The sequence below is a fragment of the Hyphomonas sp. genome (assembly GCF_040882205.1).
Classification (GTDB): domain Bacteria; phylum Pseudomonadota; class Alphaproteobacteria; order Caulobacterales; family Hyphomonadaceae; genus Hyphomonas.
Map to the genome: position 1 here is coordinate 1 of NZ_JBBEBT010000253.1, position 17069 is coordinate 17069.

General features: G+C 61.5%; 19 protein-coding genes. All 19 read left to right on the forward strand.

The window, feature by feature from the left end; all coding sequences use genetic code 11:
• Nucleotides 1–75, forward strand: a 75-nt coding sequence (gene ndhC / locus WEA77_RS10835; protein WP_368067916.1) for an NADH-quinone oxidoreductase subunit A, incomplete at its 5' end; no start/stop codon positions are given.
• Nucleotides 72–644 (forward strand): NADH-quinone oxidoreductase subunit B family protein, encoded by a 573-nt coding sequence (locus WEA77_RS10840; RefSeq protein WP_368067894.1) that lies wholly within the window; start codon nt 72–74, stop codon nt 642–644. The genes ndhC and WEA77_RS10840, both read left to right, overlap by 4 nt.
• A 12-nt stretch (nt 645–656) precedes the next feature.
• Nucleotides 657–1268: an NADH-quinone oxidoreductase subunit C gene (locus WEA77_RS10845; protein WP_368067895.1), complete on the forward strand. Its 612-nt coding sequence runs from the start codon at nt 657–659 to the stop codon at nt 1266–1268.
• 4 nt (nt 1269–1272) lie between these two features.
• Complete coding sequence (locus WEA77_RS10850; RefSeq protein ID WP_368067897.1) at nt 1273–2478, forward strand: NADH-quinone oxidoreductase subunit D; 1206 nt, start codon at nt 1273–1275, stop codon at nt 2476–2478.
• Nucleotides 2475–2822 (forward strand): nuclear transport factor 2 family protein, encoded by a 348-nt coding sequence (locus WEA77_RS10855; RefSeq protein WP_368067898.1) that lies wholly within the window; start codon nt 2475–2477, stop codon nt 2820–2822. Before WEA77_RS10850 ends, WEA77_RS10855 begins: the two co-directional genes overlap by 4 nt.
• A complete protein-coding gene (locus tag WEA77_RS10860; RefSeq protein WP_368067899.1) occupies nt 2822–3274 on the forward strand; it encodes a VOC family protein in 453 nt (150 codons plus the stop codon). The genes WEA77_RS10855 and WEA77_RS10860 overlap by 1 nt, the downstream gene beginning before the upstream one ends.
• The gene (gene nuoE, locus WEA77_RS10865) at nt 3275–4024 is read left to right on the forward strand and encodes an NADH-quinone oxidoreductase subunit NuoE (RefSeq protein WP_368067900.1); all 750 of its coding nucleotides are present in this window, start codon (nt 3275–3277) and stop codon (nt 4022–4024) included.
• Nucleotides 4025–4027: 3 nt separating this feature from the next.
• Nucleotides 4028–5332 (forward strand): NADH-quinone oxidoreductase subunit NuoF, encoded by a 1305-nt coding sequence (gene nuoF / locus WEA77_RS10870; protein ID WP_368067901.1) that lies wholly within the window; start codon nt 4028–4030, stop codon nt 5330–5332.
• A gap of 5 nt (nt 5333–5337) precedes the next feature.
• Nucleotides 5338–7428: an NADH-quinone oxidoreductase subunit NuoG gene (nuoG, locus tag WEA77_RS10875; RefSeq protein WP_368067903.1), complete on the forward strand. Its 2091-nt coding sequence runs from the start codon at nt 5338–5340 to the stop codon at nt 7426–7428.
• Nucleotides 7429–7437: 9 nt separating this feature from the next.
• Nucleotides 7438–8529 (forward strand): NADH-quinone oxidoreductase subunit NuoH, encoded by a 1092-nt coding sequence (nuoH, locus tag WEA77_RS10880; RefSeq protein WP_368067904.1) that lies wholly within the window; start codon nt 7438–7440, stop codon nt 8527–8529.
• Nucleotides 8526–9011: an NADH-quinone oxidoreductase subunit NuoI gene (gene nuoI, locus WEA77_RS10885; protein ID WP_368067905.1), complete on the forward strand. Its 486-nt coding sequence runs from the start codon at nt 8526–8528 to the stop codon at nt 9009–9011. Before nuoH ends, nuoI begins: the two co-directional genes overlap by 4 nt.
• A gap of 70 nt (nt 9012–9081) precedes the next feature.
• Nucleotides 9082–9675, forward strand: coding sequence for an NADH-quinone oxidoreductase subunit J (locus WEA77_RS10890; RefSeq protein WP_368067906.1), 594 nt, complete (start codon nt 9082–9084; stop codon nt 9673–9675).
• Nucleotide 9676: 1 nt separating this feature from the next.
• Nucleotides 9677–9988, forward strand: a complete 312-nt coding sequence (nuoK, locus tag WEA77_RS10895; protein WP_368067908.1) for an NADH-quinone oxidoreductase subunit NuoK — start codon at nt 9677–9679, stop codon at nt 9986–9988.
• 8 nt (nt 9989–9996) lie between these two features.
• Entirely contained in the window at nt 9997–12162 is a 2166-nt protein-coding gene (gene nuoL / locus WEA77_RS10900; RefSeq protein ID WP_368067909.1) for an NADH-quinone oxidoreductase subunit L, read from the forward strand.
• On the forward strand, nt 12162–13664 hold the full coding sequence (locus WEA77_RS10905; protein ID WP_368067910.1) for an NADH-quinone oxidoreductase subunit M: 1503 nt from the start codon (nt 12162–12164) through the stop codon (nt 13662–13664). The genes nuoL and WEA77_RS10905 overlap by 1 nt, the downstream gene beginning before the upstream one ends.
• Before the next feature lies 1 nt (nt 13665).
• Nucleotides 13666–15099 carry an NADH-quinone oxidoreductase subunit NuoN gene (gene nuoN / locus WEA77_RS10910; RefSeq protein ID WP_368067911.1) on the forward strand — a complete coding sequence of 478 codons (1434 nt, stop codon included), beginning with the start codon at nt 13666–13668 and terminating at the stop codon, nt 15097–15099.
• Nucleotides 15096–15827, forward strand: a complete 732-nt coding sequence (locus WEA77_RS10915) for a biotin--[acetyl-CoA-carboxylase] ligase (protein WP_368067912.1) — start codon at nt 15096–15098, stop codon at nt 15825–15827. Before nuoN ends, WEA77_RS10915 begins: the two co-directional genes overlap by 4 nt.
• 6 nt (nt 15828–15833) lie before the next feature.
• Nucleotides 15834–16601 (forward strand): type III pantothenate kinase, encoded by a 768-nt coding sequence (locus WEA77_RS10920; protein WP_368067914.1) that lies wholly within the window; start codon nt 15834–15836, stop codon nt 16599–16601.
• 6 nt (nt 16602–16607) lie between these two features.
• Nucleotides 16608–17051: an MBL fold metallo-hydrolase gene (locus WEA77_RS10925; protein WP_368067915.1), complete on the forward strand. Its 444-nt coding sequence runs from the start codon at nt 16608–16610 to the stop codon at nt 17049–17051.
• The last annotated feature ends 18 nt before the right edge of the window (nt 17052–17069 follow it).

The following is a 17069-nucleotide window of genomic DNA, read 5'->3' on the forward strand; positions in this document are numbered from 1 at the left end:
ATGGTCGGGTTCCTCGGCGTCCTGACAATAGGGTTCCTCTACGAGTGGCGCCGCGGCGCGCTGGAGTGGGAATGATGTCCGACAACTCGCACAAACCCTATGCCCTCGGCGGCGCCCGGGCCGGCGCAGAAGGTTACACCCCGGGCAATGATGACCCGTTCTATAAGGGCCTGTCGGACCAGTTGGCCGACAAGGGCTATTTCACAGCCGCTGCCGACGACCTGATTACCTGGGCGCGCACCGGCTCGCTGATGTGGATGACGTTCGGGTTGGCCTGCTGCGCTGTCGAAATGATGCACGCCGGCAACCCGCGTTACGACCTTGAGCGTTTCGGCATGGCCCCGCGCGGGTCGCCGCGCCAGTCGGACGTGATGATCGTGGCCGGTACGTTGACTAACAAGATGGCCCCGGCGCTGCGCAAGGTTTACGATCAGATGCCGGAGCCGCGTTACGTGATTTCGATGGGCAGCTGCGCCAATGGCGGCGGCTATTACCACTACAGCTACAGCGTCGTGCGCGGCTGCGACCGGATCGTGCCGGTCGACATCTACATTCCCGGCTGTCCTCCAACCGCTGAAGCGCTCGTGTACGGCTTTCTGCAATTGCAGAAGAAGATCCGCCGCGAAGGATCGATTGAACGGTAAGGGCGAAGTCCAATGAACATCGAGAACCTTGTCGATCTCGCGGCCCATATCGACGGCCGGATGCCGGACGCCGTCCGTTCGACGCAGATTGTCGTGGGCGAGCTGACCGTTCTGGCAGAGCGCGATCATATCCTGGCGCTGCTGCGTTTCCTGCGCGACGATCAGCAGTGCAATTTCGAGACGCTGATCGACATTTGCGGTGTCGACTATCCCGAGCGCAATGAGCGGTTCGAGGTAGTCTATCATCTCCTGTCGATGCGGATGAACCACCGTGTCCGCGTGCGCATTCGCGCGGATGAAGAAACGACGGTGGCGAGCTGCGTGCCGATATGGCCGGCGGCCAACTGGTTCGAGCGCGAGGCTTTCGATATGTATGGAATCCAGTTCTCGGGCCATCCGGATTTGCGCCGTATCCTGACGGATTATGGCTTCGAAGGTTTCCCGCTGCGCAAGGATTTCCCGCTGACGGGAAATTACGAGGTTCGCTATGACGACCTCGAGAAGCGCGTAATCTATGAGCCGGTGAAACTGGTTCAGGAATATCGCAACTTTGATTTCCTCTCGCCCTGGGAAGGGATGACCTCTGAAATCCCGGGCGACGAGAAAGCTGGCGGAGGCGTCTGAGACCATGGCCGACACAGCCCACCTGATTGAAGAAGATGAGCGCAGGTTCACGCTGAACTTCGGGCCCCAGCACCCGGCTGCGCACGGCGTGCTGCGGATGATCATGGATCTCGACGGCGAAGTTGTGACCCGGATAGACAGCCATATCGGTCTTCTGCACCGCGGCACCGAGAAGCTGCTTGAATACAAGACCTACCTGCAGGGCCTGCCTTACTTCGACCGCCTCGATTACTGCTCGCCTATGAACCAGGAACATGCCTGGTGTCTTGCGGTCGAGAAACTACTCGGCATCAGCGTGCCGCGCCGCGCCAGCCTGATCCGCGTGATGTTCTCCGAGATCGGCAGGATCATGTCGCACATTCTCAACGTGACGACGCAGGCGATGGACGTCGGCGCGCTGACCCCGATCACCTGGGGGTTCGAGGAGCGTGAGAAGCTTTGCGTATTCTACGAGCGCGCCTCCGGTAGCCGTATGCATGCGGCCTATTTCCGGCCCGGCGGCGTCCACCAAGAACTGCCGCAGAAGCTGATCGACGATATCGCGACCTGGTGTGACCAGTTCCCCGGGAAGCTCGCGCGTATCGAGGACCTGATCACCGAGAGCCGCATCTTCAAGCAGCGCAACGTCGATATCGGCGTGGTGGACCAGCGTACGATCATGGACTGGGGATTTTCAGGCGTGATGGTGCGCGGCACCGGTCTCGCCTGGGACCTTCGCCGGTCGCAGCCTTACGAATGCTACTCTGAACTCGAATTCAAGATACCAGTAGGCGTGCACGGCGACAATTACGACCGCTACGTCTGCCGCATGGAAGAAATGAAAGAGTCCACAAAGATCATCCAGCAATGCATCGAGCTGATGGCGAAGGACGGCCCCGGCCCGGTCCTTCTGGCTGGCAGCAAGCTGTCACCGCCGCGCCGCGCCGAGATGAAGAATTCGATGGAAGCGCTGATCCATCACTTCAAGCTGTATACGGAAGGTTTCCACGTTCCGGCTGGGGAGTGTTATGTGCCGATCGAAGCGCCGAAAGGCGAGTTCGGCGTGTACCTTGTGGCCGATGGAACCAACCGGCCATACCGGGCGAAGATCCGCGCGCCGGGCTTCGCGCACCTGCAGGCGATGGACCACCTTTCCAAGGGCCATATGCTCGCAGATGTCTCGGCGATTCTGGGCTCGCTCGACATCGTGTTCGGGGAGGTGGACCGGTGAGTGCTTCCGCTGAACTCATCCAGAAACAACTGGATGCATATAACAAACAGGATATCGAAGCTTTTCTCGCATGCTACGCGGAGGATGCCGTACTGGCGACGTTCAACAGCGACGTGACATTCAGCGGCATCGCAGCCATCCGTAAGCGTCACGAAGACATGTTCTACGAGTTCCCGAGGAACCATGCGAAGCTTGCCAACCGGATCGATCTCGGCACGACCGTGATCGACCATGAGCAGGTCGAGCGCGCGCCGGGCGGTGACAGGTTCGAGGTTGCTGCGATTTACACGATCAAGGGCGGTAAGATTGTCCGCGTCGATTTCGCCCGCGCAGGAGCTGTCTGATGGCCGCTCTGCCGCAACAGCGCCTGTCGATCATCACGCTCGGGGTCAAGGACCTTGCCGTGATGGTTAGTTTCTATACGGACGTTCTGGGCTTTGAGGACCGGGGCGTGAAGGGCGAGGTTGCGTTCTTCAATGCTGGCGGCATGGCGCTGGGCCTCTGGGACGAGACAAAGCTGGCGGCAGATGCCGGAATGGAAGCTGACCGCAAGGGCGGTTTCCGGGGCTTTGCTCTGGCATTCAACGCGCGTTCGATTGAAGAAGTCGATGCGATTTTCAGCCGTCTCGGCGAGGCCGGTGTGCGCATCCCCAAAGCGCCGCACAAGACCTATTGGGGCGGTTATTCCGGTTATTTTGCAGACCCGGAGGGCAACGCCTGGGAAGTGGCGTTCAATCCCTTCTGGCCGATGGATGAGGCGGGGCGCGTGACCGTGCCCGCCCGGAAGGAGCGATAGATGGCCTTGCGCCGGTTTGACATCGAGGCAGGCGGAGACCGATTTGCCTTCAAGCCCGAGACGGAAGAGAAGATCGCGTTCTGGCGCGGCAAATATCCGTCGGACAAGCAGCGATCGGCGGTGATCCCGCTCTTGTGGCTGGCGCAGAAGGACAATGCCGGCTGGCTGTCGGAACCCGCCATGCGCGAAGTCGCAGATCGCCTTGAGATGCCGTATATCCGCGTCTACGAGGTCGCGACCTTCTACACGATGTTCCGTCTGCAGCCGGTGGGTAAATTCCACGTGCAGCTTTGCGGTACGACGCCGTGCCAGCTGCGCGGGGCAGAAGGCCTGAAAGAGGTCTGCAAGAAAGAAATAGGCAAGCCGATGTTCGTGACCGACGATCAGCGCTTGTCCTGGGAAGAGGTCGAGTGCCTCGGCGCGTGCGTGAATGCGCCGGTGGTGCAGATCAACGATGACTTCTTCGAAGACCTCACTCCGGAGAGCTTCTCAGCCATCCTCGGCCGCCTGCGTAATGGCGTAGAGGTAGCGCCGGGCCCGCAGATCGACCGCGTCAACAGTGCGCCGGAAGGCGGCGCGACCGTGCTGACCGAACCGTCGCTATTCGATGGCAGCCGCAACAAGATGTCTGGGCTGCCAAACCTGCCGAAGCCGCCGGAGCCGACGCCGGAAGCTACCGGCCTGCCGGACGTCAAGGCGCCGACCAATACGAAACGCGAAGAGCCCTCCAGCAAGGACATTAAGGAATAGGCCATGTTGCAGGACAAGGACCGCATCTTCACGAACCTTTACGGCCTCCACTCGCCGGACCTCGAAGCCGCGAAGAAGCGAGGCGCGTGGCACCTGACCAAAGAGATGCTGGATCTTGGCCCCGACTGGCTGTGTGACCAGATCAAGGCGTCTGGCCTGCGCGGGCGGGGGGGCGCAGGTTTTCCGACCGGCCTTAAGTGGACATTCATGCCGAAAGAAGTGCGCGACCGGCCGCACTATCTCGTCGTGAACGCCGACGAGTCCGAGCCCGGCACCTGCAAGGACCGTGAGATCATGCGGCATGATCCGCACCTGCTGATCGAAGGCTGTATGGTGGCGAGCCGGGCCATGCGCGCGCACAAGTGCTATATCTACATTCGCGGCGAATACATCGCAGAGCGCCACGCGCTCGAGAAGGCGGTGAAGGAAGCTTACGAAGCAAAGCTGATCGGCCAGAATAATGTCAATGGCTGGGACTTCGACCTTTACGTCCACCACGGCGCCGGCGCCTATATCTGCGGCGAGGAAACCGCTCTGCTCGAAAGCCTGGAAGGCAAGAAGGGCCAACCGCGCCTGAAGCCGCCGTTCCCGGCGAATGCGGGGCTTTATGGCTGCCCGACGACCGTCAACAATGTAGAATCTATTGCGGTGGTGCCGACCATCCTGCGGCGCGGTGCGCAATGGTTTGCCGGGTTTGGCCGTCCGAACAATGCGGGCACGAAGCTGTTCTGCATTTCCGGCCATGTGAACAAGCCGTGCAATGTGGAAGAGGAAATGTCGATCACGTTCCGTGAACTGATCGAAACGCATTGCGGCGGCATTCGCGGCGGATGGGAAAACCTGAAGGCGGTGATTCCGGGTGGCTCGTCGGTGCCGATGTTGCCAGCCGAACAGATCCTGGATGCCTATATGGACTTTGACACGCTGCGCGACCTGAAATCGGGTCTCGGCACGGCGGCCGTCATCGTGATGGACAAGCAAACAGACCTGATCAAGGCGATTGCGCGGCTCGCCTACTTCTACAAACACGAGAGCTGCGGCCAGTGTACACCGTGCCGCGAAGGCACCGGCTGGATGTGGCGCGTGCTGGAGCGAATGGTGCGCGGCGAAGCCACCCACGACGAGATCGACACGCTTCTGGATGTGACAAAGCAGGTCGAAGGCCACACGATCTGTGCGCTCGGCGACGCAGCAGCCTGGCCGATCCAGGGACTTATCCGCCACTTCCGCCATGAAATCGAAGAACGCATCACGCGTTACCGGCAGCCGCGCTCGCTCGTGCAGGGCGCCGTGATCGCGGCGGAGTAAGGATAATGTCAGACACGTTCAAACTCATCATAGACGGCGTCGAAGTTGAAGTGCCGAAGTCCTACACGCTGATGCAGGCGTGCGAGGAAGTGGGCGCCGAGATCCCGCGCTTCTGCTATCACGAGCGCCTGTCCGTGGCGGGCAACTGCCGGATGTGCCTCGTCGAGTGGGAAGGCGCGCCGAAGCCAATTGCTTCGTGTGCGGAGATCGTCGGCAACATGCGTCCGAACAGGGACGGTTCGGCGCCGATTGTCCGCACCAAGGGCGCCTATGTCGAGAAAGCCCGCAATGGCGTGATGGAATTTCTGCTGATCAACCACCCGCTTGATTGCCCGATCTGCGATCAGGGCGGCGAGTGCGACCTGCAGGACCAGGCAGTCGCTTACGGCCGCGCCGACAGCCGCTATGACGAGAACAAGCGCGCGGTCGAAGACAAAAACATGGGTCCGTTGGTCAAGACGATCATGACCCGCTGCATCCAGTGCACGCGCTGCGTCCGCTTCGTGGCGGAAGTCGCCGGCGTGGAAGAGATCGGCATGATTTCGCGCGGCGAGAACGCGGAAATCACAACATATCTGGAGAAATCTCTGACATCTGAGCTTTCCGGTAATGTGATCGATCTCTGCCCGGTCGGTGCGCTGACGTCGAAGCCTTATGCCTTCAATGCGCGCCCCTGGGAGCTGCGCAAGACCTCCTCTATCGATGTGATGGACGCGATGGGCGCAGCAATTCGCGTGGATGCGAAGGGGGACGCTGTCATGCGTATCCTTCCGGAAATCTGCGAAGACGTGAACGAGGAATGGCTGTCGGACAAATCCCGGTTCGTGTGGGACGGCCTTGCACGCCAGCGCCTCGACCGGCCTTACGTGCGCCAGAACGGCAAGCTGCATGCGGTTACCTGGCCGGAAGCGCTGGACGCTGTGAAAGCGGCGCTGTCGGTCGGCGCTGACGAGATCGGCGTCGTCGCCGGTGACTTGATCGAGGCCGAGCAGGCGAAAGCTGCGCTGGACTTTTTCCGGGGTCTGGGTGTGAAAAGCACAGATTGCCGTCCGGCAGGCGCGCAGTACGGCGCCCGCGGCGTGCGCGAACACTACCTGCTGAACCCGACGTTTGCCGGCGTGGAAGGGTCTGACGCGCTGCTTCTGGTGGGCGTCAATCCGCGCATTGAGGCGGCAGTCTGGAATGCCCGCATCCGCAAGTCCTGGCTGTGGGGTAATCTGAAGGTTGCAGTAATCGGCGAAGCTGCGGACTTGACCTATCCTTATGTGCACATCGGCTCAGGCGCGGACGCGCTGGCGTCGAGTGCGGTGGCAGAGTTCTTCAAGGGCGCAAAGCGCCCGATGATCGTGATCGGCGAAACGGCGGTCTGCCGCGCGGACGGCGGGGCGATCCTCTCAGCCGCGCTGAAGCTCGCGCAGGATATCGGCGCGGTCGCCGATGGGTGGGCCGGCTACGGCATGCTGCACACCGCTGCGGGCCGCGTCGGCGCGCTGGATGTGGGCTTCCTGCCGGCAGAGGGCGGCAAGGCGACGGCGGATATTCTCGGTGGCGGGCTGAAGACAGTCGTGCTGCTGGGGGCGGACGAAGTAGACCTCTCGAAGCTCACCGCGGTGAAAGTGATCTATATTGGCTCGCACGGCGATGCCGGCGCTTCGCGCGCGGATATCGTACTGCCTTGCGCGGCGTATACGGAAATGTCCGCGACCTACGTCAACACCGAAGGCCGCGTGCAGATGACGACGCGGGCTGTGCAGCCCAAGGGCGAGGCCCGCGAGGGCTGGGCGATTTTCCGAGCCCTGTCTGGTGTAATCGGCAAGGTGCTGGCGTATGACACGGCTGATGATCTGCGCGCTGTGCTGCGCGGCAAGGCCGGCGAGAACACGCCGTTCTCCGGCCGGGGTTATGCACCCGGCGCGAAGGGTGTGGCGGCGCTTTCCGCGGCGCCGCCAGCCGCTGGTGACAGGCTTGGCAGCCAGCCGTTCGGCCGCGCCGTAGCCGACTTCTACCTGACCAATCCCATCGCCCGCGCCTCGCGCACAATGGCTGAGTGTTCTGCGCTGGCGACCAGCCTAGACACCGCAGTAGCAGCGGAGTAGGGCGGCGCCATGAGTAATGCAATCGAGTCTTTGGGGAGCCTCTGGGGGCCACTTCTGGTGCTCGGCCAGATCGGTCTGTTCACGCTCGTTCTGCTGTTGTCGATTGCGTTTCTGCTGTTGCTGGACCGCAAGATCTGGGCCGGCGTGATGATGCGCAAGGGACCGAACGTTGTGGGCCCGTTCGGCTTGCTGCAGTCGTTTGCGGATTTCGGGAAATTCCTGCTCAAGGAAATCGTTATCCCGGCAGGCGCTAACAAGTTCGTTTTCATCTTCGCGCCGATCCTGACCTGTACGCTTGCCTTCGCGGCCTGGGCGGCAATCCCGGTGGCGCCGGGCACAAACGCGGGTACGGCCTGGGTCATCTCGGACCTGAACGTCGGGGTGCTGTATCTCTTTGCGATCAGCTCGCTGGGTGTCTACGGCATCATCATGGGCGGCTGGGCCTCGAACTCGAAATACCCGTTCCTGGGCGCGCTGCGCTCGGCGGCGCAGATGGTGTCTTATGAGGTCTCTATCGGTTTCATCATCATCACTGTGATCCTCATGGTCGGCTCGATGAACCTCGCTGACATTGTCGCGAACCAGGATGGCGGCTTCTGGAACTGGCACGCCTTTGCCTTCCAGAACTTCCCGCTGGTCCTCGTGATGTTCCCGATGTTCGTGATGTTCTTCATCTCGGCGCTGGCGGAGACAAATCGTCCCCCGTTCGACCTGCCGGAAGCTGAGTCCGAACTCGTCGCTGGTTATCAGGTCGAGTATGGCTCGACGCCGTATCTGCTTTTCATGCTCGGCGAGTATCTCAACATCGTCCTGATGTGCGCGATGATGACAATCCTTTTCCTCGGCGGCTGGCACGGCCCGGTTTCCATGGGCGACGATTTCGCGCGCGACTATGCTCTGTTGACCGCGCTCGCGGGCCTGTTCTGGTTCATGTTTAAAGTGCTCATGTGCTTCTGCATGTTCGCCATGGTGAAGGCCATCGTGCCGCGTTACCGCTATGACCAGCTGATGCGCCTTGGCTGGAAAATCTTCCTGCCGACATCGCTTGCCGCGGTGGTCATCGTGGCCGGGTACGTCACTTATTTCGGAGTTCAGTCATGAGCCTCGCGCAAACTCTTCGCGGCGCGCTGCTGACCGATTTCGCGGGCGCGTTCTGGGTCGCGATCCGGGAAATGTTCCGCCGCAAGCCGACCGTAAACTATCCGTTCGAGAAGAACCCGCTGTCGCCGCGCTTTCGGGGTGAGCATGCGCTGCGCCGTTATCCGAGCGGCGAGGAACGCTGCATCGCATGCAAACTGTGCGAAGCGATCTGCCCGGCGCAGGCCATCACCATCGAAGCCGAACCGCGCGAAGACGGCGCCCGGCGCGCAACGCGCTACGACATTGACATGGTGAAATGCATCTATTGCGGCTTCTGCCAGGAAGCCTGCCCGGTCGACGCCATCGTCGAGGGGCCGAACTTCGAGTTCGCAACGGAAACCCGCGAAGAGTTGTTCTACGACAAGGAACGCCTCCTCGCGAACGGTGACCGCTGGGAGCGCCTGATCGCAAAGAATCTTGAGCTGGACGCGCCGTACCGGTAGCGCGCCGAACTAGAAACACAGACCGGCTGGCCAGGGGGCTTTTCCGGAACAGAAAAGGGGCGAGAAGGCAGTGGCACTGATCGCATTTGTATTGATCGCGGCCATCGTGATCCTCTCGGCAGTGTTCGTCATTGCCGCGCGCAACCCGGTGCACTCCGTGCTGTGGCTGATACTGGCCTTTTTCTCTTCGGCGGGGCTGATGGTGCTGATCGGCGCCGAATTCCTCGCGATGCTGCTGATCGTTGTCTATGTCGGCGCCGTCGCGGTGCTTTTCCTTTTCGTCGTGATGATGCTGGACGTGGACTTCGTCGAGCTGAAGCAGGGTAGCCTTGGCTACTGGCCGTTCGCGCTGCTGATCGGGTTAATCCTGATTGCGGAAATGGCGCTTGTCTGGTCGGCCAGCGGTTCACTTACGTTTGACAACTTCGATCCGTCTCCGGGCGCTGACACCAATACCGAAGCTATCGGCGCGGTGATGTACACGCAGTACCTGCTGCTGTTCCAGATGGCTGGCATCATTCTGCTGATCGCCATGATCGGCGCCATCGTGCTGACGCTGCGCACCCGTCCGAACGTGAAGCGCCAGGATGTCGGCAAGCAGACCGGCCGGCGCCGCGCAGATGCCTACGAGATGAAAGACCCAGCTCCGGGGCAGGGGATCTGACATGACCGAACTCGGCATCCTCCACTTCCTGATCGTCTCGGCGGCGCTGTTCACTGTCGGCGTGGTCGGCATCTTCGTGAACCGCAAGAACGTCATCGTCATCCTGATGGCGCTCGAGCTGATTCTCCTGTCAGTAAACATCAACCTGGTCGCCTTCTCGGTCTTCACCGGCACGATCCAGGGCCAGATCTTCGCGATGCTGGTGCTGACCGTTGCGGCGGCAGAAGCGGCCGTCGGGCTTGCTATCCTCGTTGTCTACTTCCGGAATCGCCGCGACATCTCGGTTGAGAATGTCGACCTTATGAAAGGCTGACCCCCAGTATGCTTCCGGATAGCCTGCTCATCTATATCGTCCTTGCGCCCGGCTTTGCGGCGCTGACGGGCCTGTTCCACAAGTGGATCGGCGACCGCATCGTGATGGCCGTCACCACGGGGGCGGTGCTCTCATGCGGCGCGCTTTCGCTCTACCAGCTGATCGCCTATGCGGCAGGGCTCGGCGGCGCAGCGGAAGCCGTGCACCACGCGTCCGGCTATGACGCCTATCTGACGGTGGGCGCGCAAGCGGCAGCGGTGGAACTGAAGCAGCACATAATCACTTTGATGCCCTGGATCCATGTCGGCGATTTCCATGCCAATTGGGCGATCCGTGTAGATACTTTGTCGATCGTGATGATGGCTGTGATCACAGGCGTTTCCGGCCTCGTGCATCTCTACTCCTGGGGCTACATGAGTGAGGACCCGCACAAGTCGCGTTTCTTCGCCTATCTCTCGCTCTTCACGTTCATGATGCTGATGCTGGTGGTGGCGGACAACTTCATCCAGCTGTTCTTCGGCTGGGAAGGCGTGGGCCTTGCGTCCTACCTGCTGATTGGTTTCTGGTACACGAAGAAGGCGCCGAACGACGCCTCCATCAAGGCCTTCGTGACAAACCGCGTGGGCGACTTTGGCCTCGCGCTTGGAATAATGGCCGTGTTCTTCGTGTTCAAGTCGGTCGAGTTCGGTCCGGTGCTGGACGCGATCCGCACCAACGCCGTCGTGACGCCGATGTTCGCCGAGGCCGCGCCGGCGCGTGAGGCGGTGATGGTGTTCTTCGGCCAGCGCGTTTACGCACTGGAGCTGATCGGAATCCTCCTTTTCATCGGCGCGATGGGCAAGTCGGCGCAGTTCTTTCTGCACGTCTGGCTGCCGGACGCAATGGAAGGCCCGACACCTGTGTCGGCGCTGATCCACGCCGCGACGATGGTGACGGCAGGCGTCTATCTCGTCTGCCTCCTGTCGCCGATTTACGAGTACACTTTCTACGCCGCCGGTATGGTGGCGCTGGTCGGCGCGGTGACGGCTCTGTATGCCGCGACGGTCGGCATGGCGCAGAACGACATCAAGCGCGTGATCGCTTATTCGACCTGTTCGCAGCTGGGGTATATGTTTTTTGCGGCCGGTGTCGGCGCCTATGAGGCGGCGATGTTCCACCTCTTCACGCACGCCTTCTTCAAGGCGCTGCTGTTCCTCGGCGCCGGTTCGGTCATCCATGGCATGCACCATGAGCAGGACATGCGGAAAATGGGCGGCCTCGCGAAGTTCATGCCGCTGACCTACGCCGCGATGATGATCGGCACGATCGCCATCATTGGCCTCGGCCTGCCGCATACCAAGTTCGGCTTCTCCGGCTTCTTCTCGAAGGATGCGATCCTGGAAAGCACCTTTGCAGGCGCAACCGCCGGTGTCTCGTTCGCCGAGGTGGCGTTCTGGTTCGGCCTGCTCGCCGCCTTCCTGACAAGCTTCTATTCCTGGCGCCTGATCTACATGACCTTCCACGGCCCTGCGCCGCATGAGGCGCATGCGCATGATGCCCATCGGCACGACGCGCAGGCCCTCGACGATCATGCACACGATGATCATGGCCATGGCCACGATCATAAACCGCACGAGAGCCCGCTGGTTATGCTGATCCCTCTGGCGCTGCTCAGCCTCGGCGCGGTGTTTGCGGGATTCTATTTCTACGACGCCTTCGTGGACGCAAATAATGAAGCCTTCTGGGCAGGCGCGATCTACCGCGCCGAAGCAAACCATGTGCTGCACGACCGGCATGATGTTCCGGAATGGGTGCTGTGGGCACCGCTGCTGGTCACCCTCGCCGGTTTCCTGATCGCGACGTTCACCTACTTCTTCAACCGGGGCATTGGCGCGCGCGTCGCTGCCAGCGGTGGACCGCTGCATGCCCTGTTCTCGAACAAATGGTATTTCGACGAGATCTACCAGGCGACGCTGGTTCGCGGTTCGGCTTTCCTGGGGGACATCTTCTGGAAGGCGGACAAGAAGGTCATTGACGGCATCGGGCCCGATGGCCTTGCCAAACTGGCGGCCGTCAGTTCGCGCCGCCTGTCGCTGATGCATACTGGTTACCTCTACCATTATGCCTTCGTGATCATCGGTGCGGCGATCATCTTCGGCGCTGTTCTCTGGCTCAGATCGGGTGGAGCAAACTGATGGGCGGTTTCCCGATCCTTACCGTGATGACGTTCCTGCCGCTGGCGGGCGCGGTGCTCGTGATGCTTGTGCGTGCGGCAACCGCCGGCAGCAGTAAGGGCGAGTCGAGCGCGCAGTCGCGCAAGGCTGCACTTCTCGCGGCATTCATTATTTCGGCCGCAACCTTTGTGGCGTCAGTTGCGGCCTTCTTCGCATTCGACCGTACAGTGGACGGCTACCAGCTCGTTGAGCAACATGCCTGGTACGGACCAATCAGTTACAAGCTTGGCGTGGACGGCTTGTCGCTATCGCTCATCCTGCTGACGACGTTCCTTACGCCGATCTGCCTTCTGGCCAGCTGGAGCTCGATCGACAAACGCGTCACCGAATACGTGATCGCTTTCCTCGTGCTTGAAACCTTCATGATCGGCGTGTTTGTCGCGCTCGACCTCGTGCTGTTCTATATCTTCTTCGAGGCGGGTCTCATCCCGATGTTCCTGATCGTCGGCATCTGGGGCGGCAAGGACCGCGTCTATGCCGCGTTCAAGTTCTTTCTCTACACATTGCTCGGCTCGCTGCTGATGCTGGTCGCGATGGTCTACATGATCCTCGCAGCAGGCTCGGCGGACTTTGAAGTGCTCGAAAAATTTGCGTTTGATCCGAACATCCAGACCTGGCTCTGGCTGGCATTCATGGCGTCCTTCGCGGTGAAGCTGCCGATGTGGCCGGTTCACACCTGGTTGCCGGACGCGCACGTTCAGGCGCCGACAGCGGGTTCGGTCATCCTTGCCGGTGTCCTGCTGAAGATGGGGGGCTACGGTATGCTGCGCTTCTCGCTGCCGATGTTCCCGGATGCGAGCGCAATGTTCCAGCCGGCGATGTTTGCGCTTGCGGTGATCGCGATTGTTTACACTTCGCTCGTCGCCTGGCGGCAGACCGACATGAAGAAGCTGATCGCCTATTCATCGGTTGCGCACATGGGTTTCGTTACGCTCGGCATCTTTGCGTTCAACGAGACAGGCGTGCAGGGCGCAATCTTCCAGATGCTCAGCCACGGCCTGATTTCCGGGGCACTCTTCCTGATCGTCGGCGTTGTCTACGACCGCATGCACACCCGCGAGATTGCGGCCTATGGCGGCCTCGTCAGCCGCATGCCGATCTACGCCTCCTTCTTCATGCTGTTCACGATGGCCAACGTCGGCTTACCGGGCACCAGCGGGTTCGTCGGCGAAATCCTCACCATGGTTGGCGCCTTCCAGGCCGCGACCTGGGCGGCGGCCGGCGCGGCGCTCGGGGTGATCTTCTCGGCGGTCTATATGCTGACGCTCTACCGCCGTACGGTCTTTGGCGAGATCACCAACCCGCACCTCAACGACATCAAGGACATGAACCTCGTCGAGTGGGTATGCATTGCGCCGCTAGCCGCCCTTACGATCCTGTTCGGTGTCGCGCCCAACCTGATCTTCAATCTTACAGACAGTTCGACCGCGCGGATCCTGTCGCTGATGGCCGGAGGCCAGTAACATGCTGGACATCACCTCCATCCTCATGACGGTAGCGCCGGAGCTCTGGCTGGCGCTGGCTGGACTTGTCGGCGTGCTGCTTGGCGCGATCTTTGGCGAGCGGTTCAATTCGCTGTCGTTCAAGTTCGGCGCGCTGGCTCTGTTCGGCGCAGCAGCTCTTGCAGCCCTTCACTTCCAGGGGGGCGAAGCCTTCGGCGGACTCGTCCGTACCAACACATTCGTGAACTTCGCCAAGTTGATCACATTCGGGCTGGCCGGCGTTGCGCTAATCATCTCCGAAGGCTTCCTGAAGCGGCATGAGACGACCCGTTACGAGTATTCCCTGCTCATAATCTTTGCGAGCCTCGGCATGGGCATGATCCTGTCGGCCGCCGACCTGATGACGCTTTACATGGGCATCGAGACGCTCAGCCTCTCGTCCTATGTGCTTGCCGCCTTCCACCGCGACTCCGCGCGCTCATCTGAAGCGGGCCTGAAGTATTTCGTTCTGGGCGCGCTAGCCTCTGGCATGCTGCTCTACGGCGCCTCGCTGGTTTACGGCTTTACGGGTACAACCTCGTTCGCCGGCATTGCCGAAGCGGGCATGTCGACCGGCGCGCTGTTTGGTATGGTGCTGATGATCGTCGGCCTTGCATTCAAGATCTCGGCGGCGCCGATGCATGTCTGGACGCCGGACGTTTACGAAGGAGCCCCGACGCCTGTTGTCGCGTTCTTCGCCTCGGCGCCGAAGATGGCCTCGACAGTCGTCTTCGCGAATATCCTGTTCACGGTGTTCGGCTCGGTGATCGATCAATGGCAGATCATCGTCTCGATCATCGCCGGCCTGTCGATGATCATTGGTTCTCTGGGCGCACTGGTTCAGACGAACATCAAGCGCCTGCTCGGATACTCCTCGATTGCCAACGTGGGCTATGCGCTGGTCGCGGTTGCGGCCGGGCAGGAATTCGGCGCGGCGGCCTTGCTGACTTTCTCGACGATCTATGCGGTCACGTCGCTCGGGCTGTTTGCGGCGGTGCTCGCGATGCGCCGTCGCGGCGGTATGGTCGAGGGCATTTCTGAACTGGGCGGGCTTGCGCGCACCAAGCCTGTGCTTGCCGTCATGCTCTCCATGCTGATCTTCTCGATTGCAGGGCTTCCGCCCTTTGGCGGGTTCTTCGGCAAGTTCGAAGTCCTTCGCGCCGGTCTGGAAGGGGGACTGGTGGCGCTCGCCGTGCTCGTCGTCTTCTCGTCGGTGATCTCTCTTGGTTACTATCTCAAGCTCATCAAGATCATGTGGTTCGATGAGCCGACCGAAAAGTTCGAGGCAATTGACCTGTCAGTTATGGCGACCGTGGTGCTGAGCGCCATCATCGCCGGTATTGTGTTCATGATCTTCATCAGCGAACTGGGTACAGGCGGTTGGGCAACCTTTGCAGCCGCGGGGCTCCCGCGTTGAGTGAGCCCTGGCCCGTTTACCGGATGGGCGTCATCGACAGCACGAACACCGAAGCCAAGCGGCGCGTGGCGGCCGGTTTCCATGATCAGTGGATTGTGGCCGATCAGCAGACCGCAGGGCGCGGACGGCAGGACCGGCAGTGGATTTCGCCCGCCGGCAATGTCTACACTACCGCGATGTTCCGGGAGCCGGGCGGTCTGCAGGTTGCCCTGCGGCTGCCGTTTGCGGCGGCGCTGGCGGTGACTGATGTGGTGCTGGAACACGCGCCCGGCGCGGACGTGCGCGTGAAATGGCCGAATGACGTGCGGATCGATCGGCGCAAAGTGTCTGGTATCCTCGTCGAGACCGGCGGGGCAGGAGCGGATTTCTGGATTGCGGCCGGCATGGGCGTCAATCTGGTACCCCCTCCCGAAAACGTGACCCAGCCCGCCACCAGCCTCCACGAACTGGGCATGCGCCCGGGAACGCCCGCAGAGGCTGTGTTTTCGAGCCTCCGGGAGGCGTTTATGCGCCGCCTTCAGCAGGCGCGATCCGGATTTGCCGGTACGCGGGTGGATTGGCTGGCGCGCGCGGAAGCCTTAGGTCAGCAAGTTCAGGTCCGGGCCGGGGAAACGGTGGCAGAGGGCATCTTCGAGGATCTCGAGGACGACGGCGCCCTTCTGCTTCGATTGCCGGACGGGTCACGCCGTACCATAAGGGCCGGCGAAATCGAGATAGGCAGGAGTTGAGGGGCCATGTTGCTCGCAATTGACGTCGGGAACACCAACACGGTCTTTGCGCTGCATGATGGGCAGCACTGGGTCCACAGCTGGCGCAGCGCTACTGATTCCACCAAGACAGCGGATGACCATGCGTCCTGGCTCTGGCGGCTGGCGGACATGTCCGGCGTGGATCTGACCCGGACCAAGGGCTGCGTGATCTCCACGGTGGTGCCGCAGGCGCAGTTCAACTTCCGCACGCTGGCGCGCCGGTATCTCAACGTCGAGCCCATGTTTATCGGCGAGCCCGGCCTGATAACGGGGGTCGAGCTGCGTGTTCGCCACCCCGAACAGGTCGGCGCCGACCGGATTGCCTCGGCCCTGGGGGCCCACGTCCGGTATCCCGGTGCGCTGATCGTGATCGACAGCGGCACAGCCACCACCCTGGATGTCGTTGCGGCAGACGGCGCGTTTGAGGGCGGTATCATCTCTCCCGGCATCTACCTGTCGATGCGGGCTCTGCACGAGGCCGCCGCGCAGCTGCCCCGGGTCGCGATCCAGAAGCCCGCGCAGGTGATCGGCAAGGATACGGTGTCTGCTATGCAGTCGGGTGTTTTCCTTGGATATATTGAACTGATTGATGGGCTCGTGCGGCGGGTAAAAGCCGAGTATGGTCAGCCCATGACCGTTGTCGCCACCGGAGGGGTAGCCTCCCTCTTCGAAGGCGCGAGCGAGACCATCGACTACTACGATCAGGATGTCCTGATCCGGGGGTTGCTGGAAGTCTGGAAACGGAACCGTTGAGACCTGATGCCCGATAGCGCTGCGACGACAGATGAACTCGTATTCCTCCCGCTCGGCGGGTGCGGCGAGATCGGCATGAACCTCAATGCGTATGGCTACGGCCCGCCGCATGCGAGGCGCTGGATCGTGGTGGATGTAGGTGTAACCTTCGGGGGCCCGGACACGCCCGGCATTGACCTGATCTGCGCCGACCCCGCCTATCTCGTCGGCGAGCATATCGATGCGGTGTTCCTGACCCATGCGCACGAGGATCATATCGGCGCCATCGGACTGCTCTATCCGCTGCTGCGGACCAAGGCGCCGATCTATGCCACGCCGTTTACGGCGGAACTCGTTCGCGCAAAGATGCAGGAGCGCGGCGTCGAGACCAAGCGTCTGAAGACAATCTCGCTGGAGGCTTCGGTCACGGCAGGGCCATTCACCGTGCGTTACATGACGCTGACGCACTAGATCCCCGAGCCGAATGCG

Excerpts from the sequence above, each read along its gene's own strand:
- nuoL (WP_368067909.1), top strand. The coding sequence starts at position 9,997 with ATGCTTCCGGATAGCCTGCTCATCTATATCGTCCTTGCGCCCGGCTTT.
- WEA77_RS10905 (WP_368067910.1), top strand. The coding sequence starts at position 12,162 with ATGGGCGGTTTCCCGATCCTTACCGTGATGACGTTCCTGCCGCTGGCG.
- WEA77_RS10925 (WP_368067915.1), top strand. The coding sequence starts at position 16,608 with ATGCCCGATAGCGCTGCGACGACAGATGAACTCGTATTCCTCCCGCTC.
- nuoG (WP_368067903.1), top strand. The coding sequence starts at position 5,338 with ATGTCAGACACGTTCAAACTCATCATAGACGGCGTCGAAGTTGAAGTG.
- WEA77_RS10845 (WP_368067895.1), top strand. The coding sequence starts at position 657 with ATGAACATCGAGAACCTTGTCGATCTCGCGGCCCATATCGACGGCCGG.
- WEA77_RS10850 (WP_368067897.1), top strand. The coding sequence starts at position 1,273 with ATGGCCGACACAGCCCACCTGATTGAAGAAGATGAGCGCAGGTTCACG.
- WEA77_RS10840 (WP_368067894.1), top strand. The coding sequence starts at position 72 with ATGATGTCCGACAACTCGCACAAACCCTATGCCCTCGGCGGCGCCCGG.
- nuoF (WP_368067901.1), top strand. The coding sequence starts at position 4,028 with ATGTTGCAGGACAAGGACCGCATCTTCACGAACCTTTACGGCCTCCAC.
- nuoI (WP_368067905.1), top strand. The coding sequence starts at position 8,526 with ATGAGCCTCGCGCAAACTCTTCGCGGCGCGCTGCTGACCGATTTCGCG.
- nuoN (WP_368067911.1), top strand. The coding sequence starts at position 13,666 with ATGCTGGACATCACCTCCATCCTCATGACGGTAGCGCCGGAGCTCTGG.
- WEA77_RS10920 (WP_368067914.1), top strand. The coding sequence starts at position 15,834 with ATGTTGCTCGCAATTGACGTCGGGAACACCAACACGGTCTTTGCGCTG.
- nuoK (WP_368067908.1), top strand. The coding sequence starts at position 9,677 with ATGACCGAACTCGGCATCCTCCACTTCCTGATCGTCTCGGCGGCGCTG.
- nuoE (WP_368067900.1), top strand. The coding sequence starts at position 3,275 with ATGGCCTTGCGCCGGTTTGACATCGAGGCAGGCGGAGACCGATTTGCC.
- nuoH (WP_368067904.1), top strand. The coding sequence starts at position 7,438 with ATGAGTAATGCAATCGAGTCTTTGGGGAGCCTCTGGGGGCCACTTCTG.
- WEA77_RS10860 (WP_368067899.1), top strand. The coding sequence starts at position 2,822 with ATGGCCGCTCTGCCGCAACAGCGCCTGTCGATCATCACGCTCGGGGTC.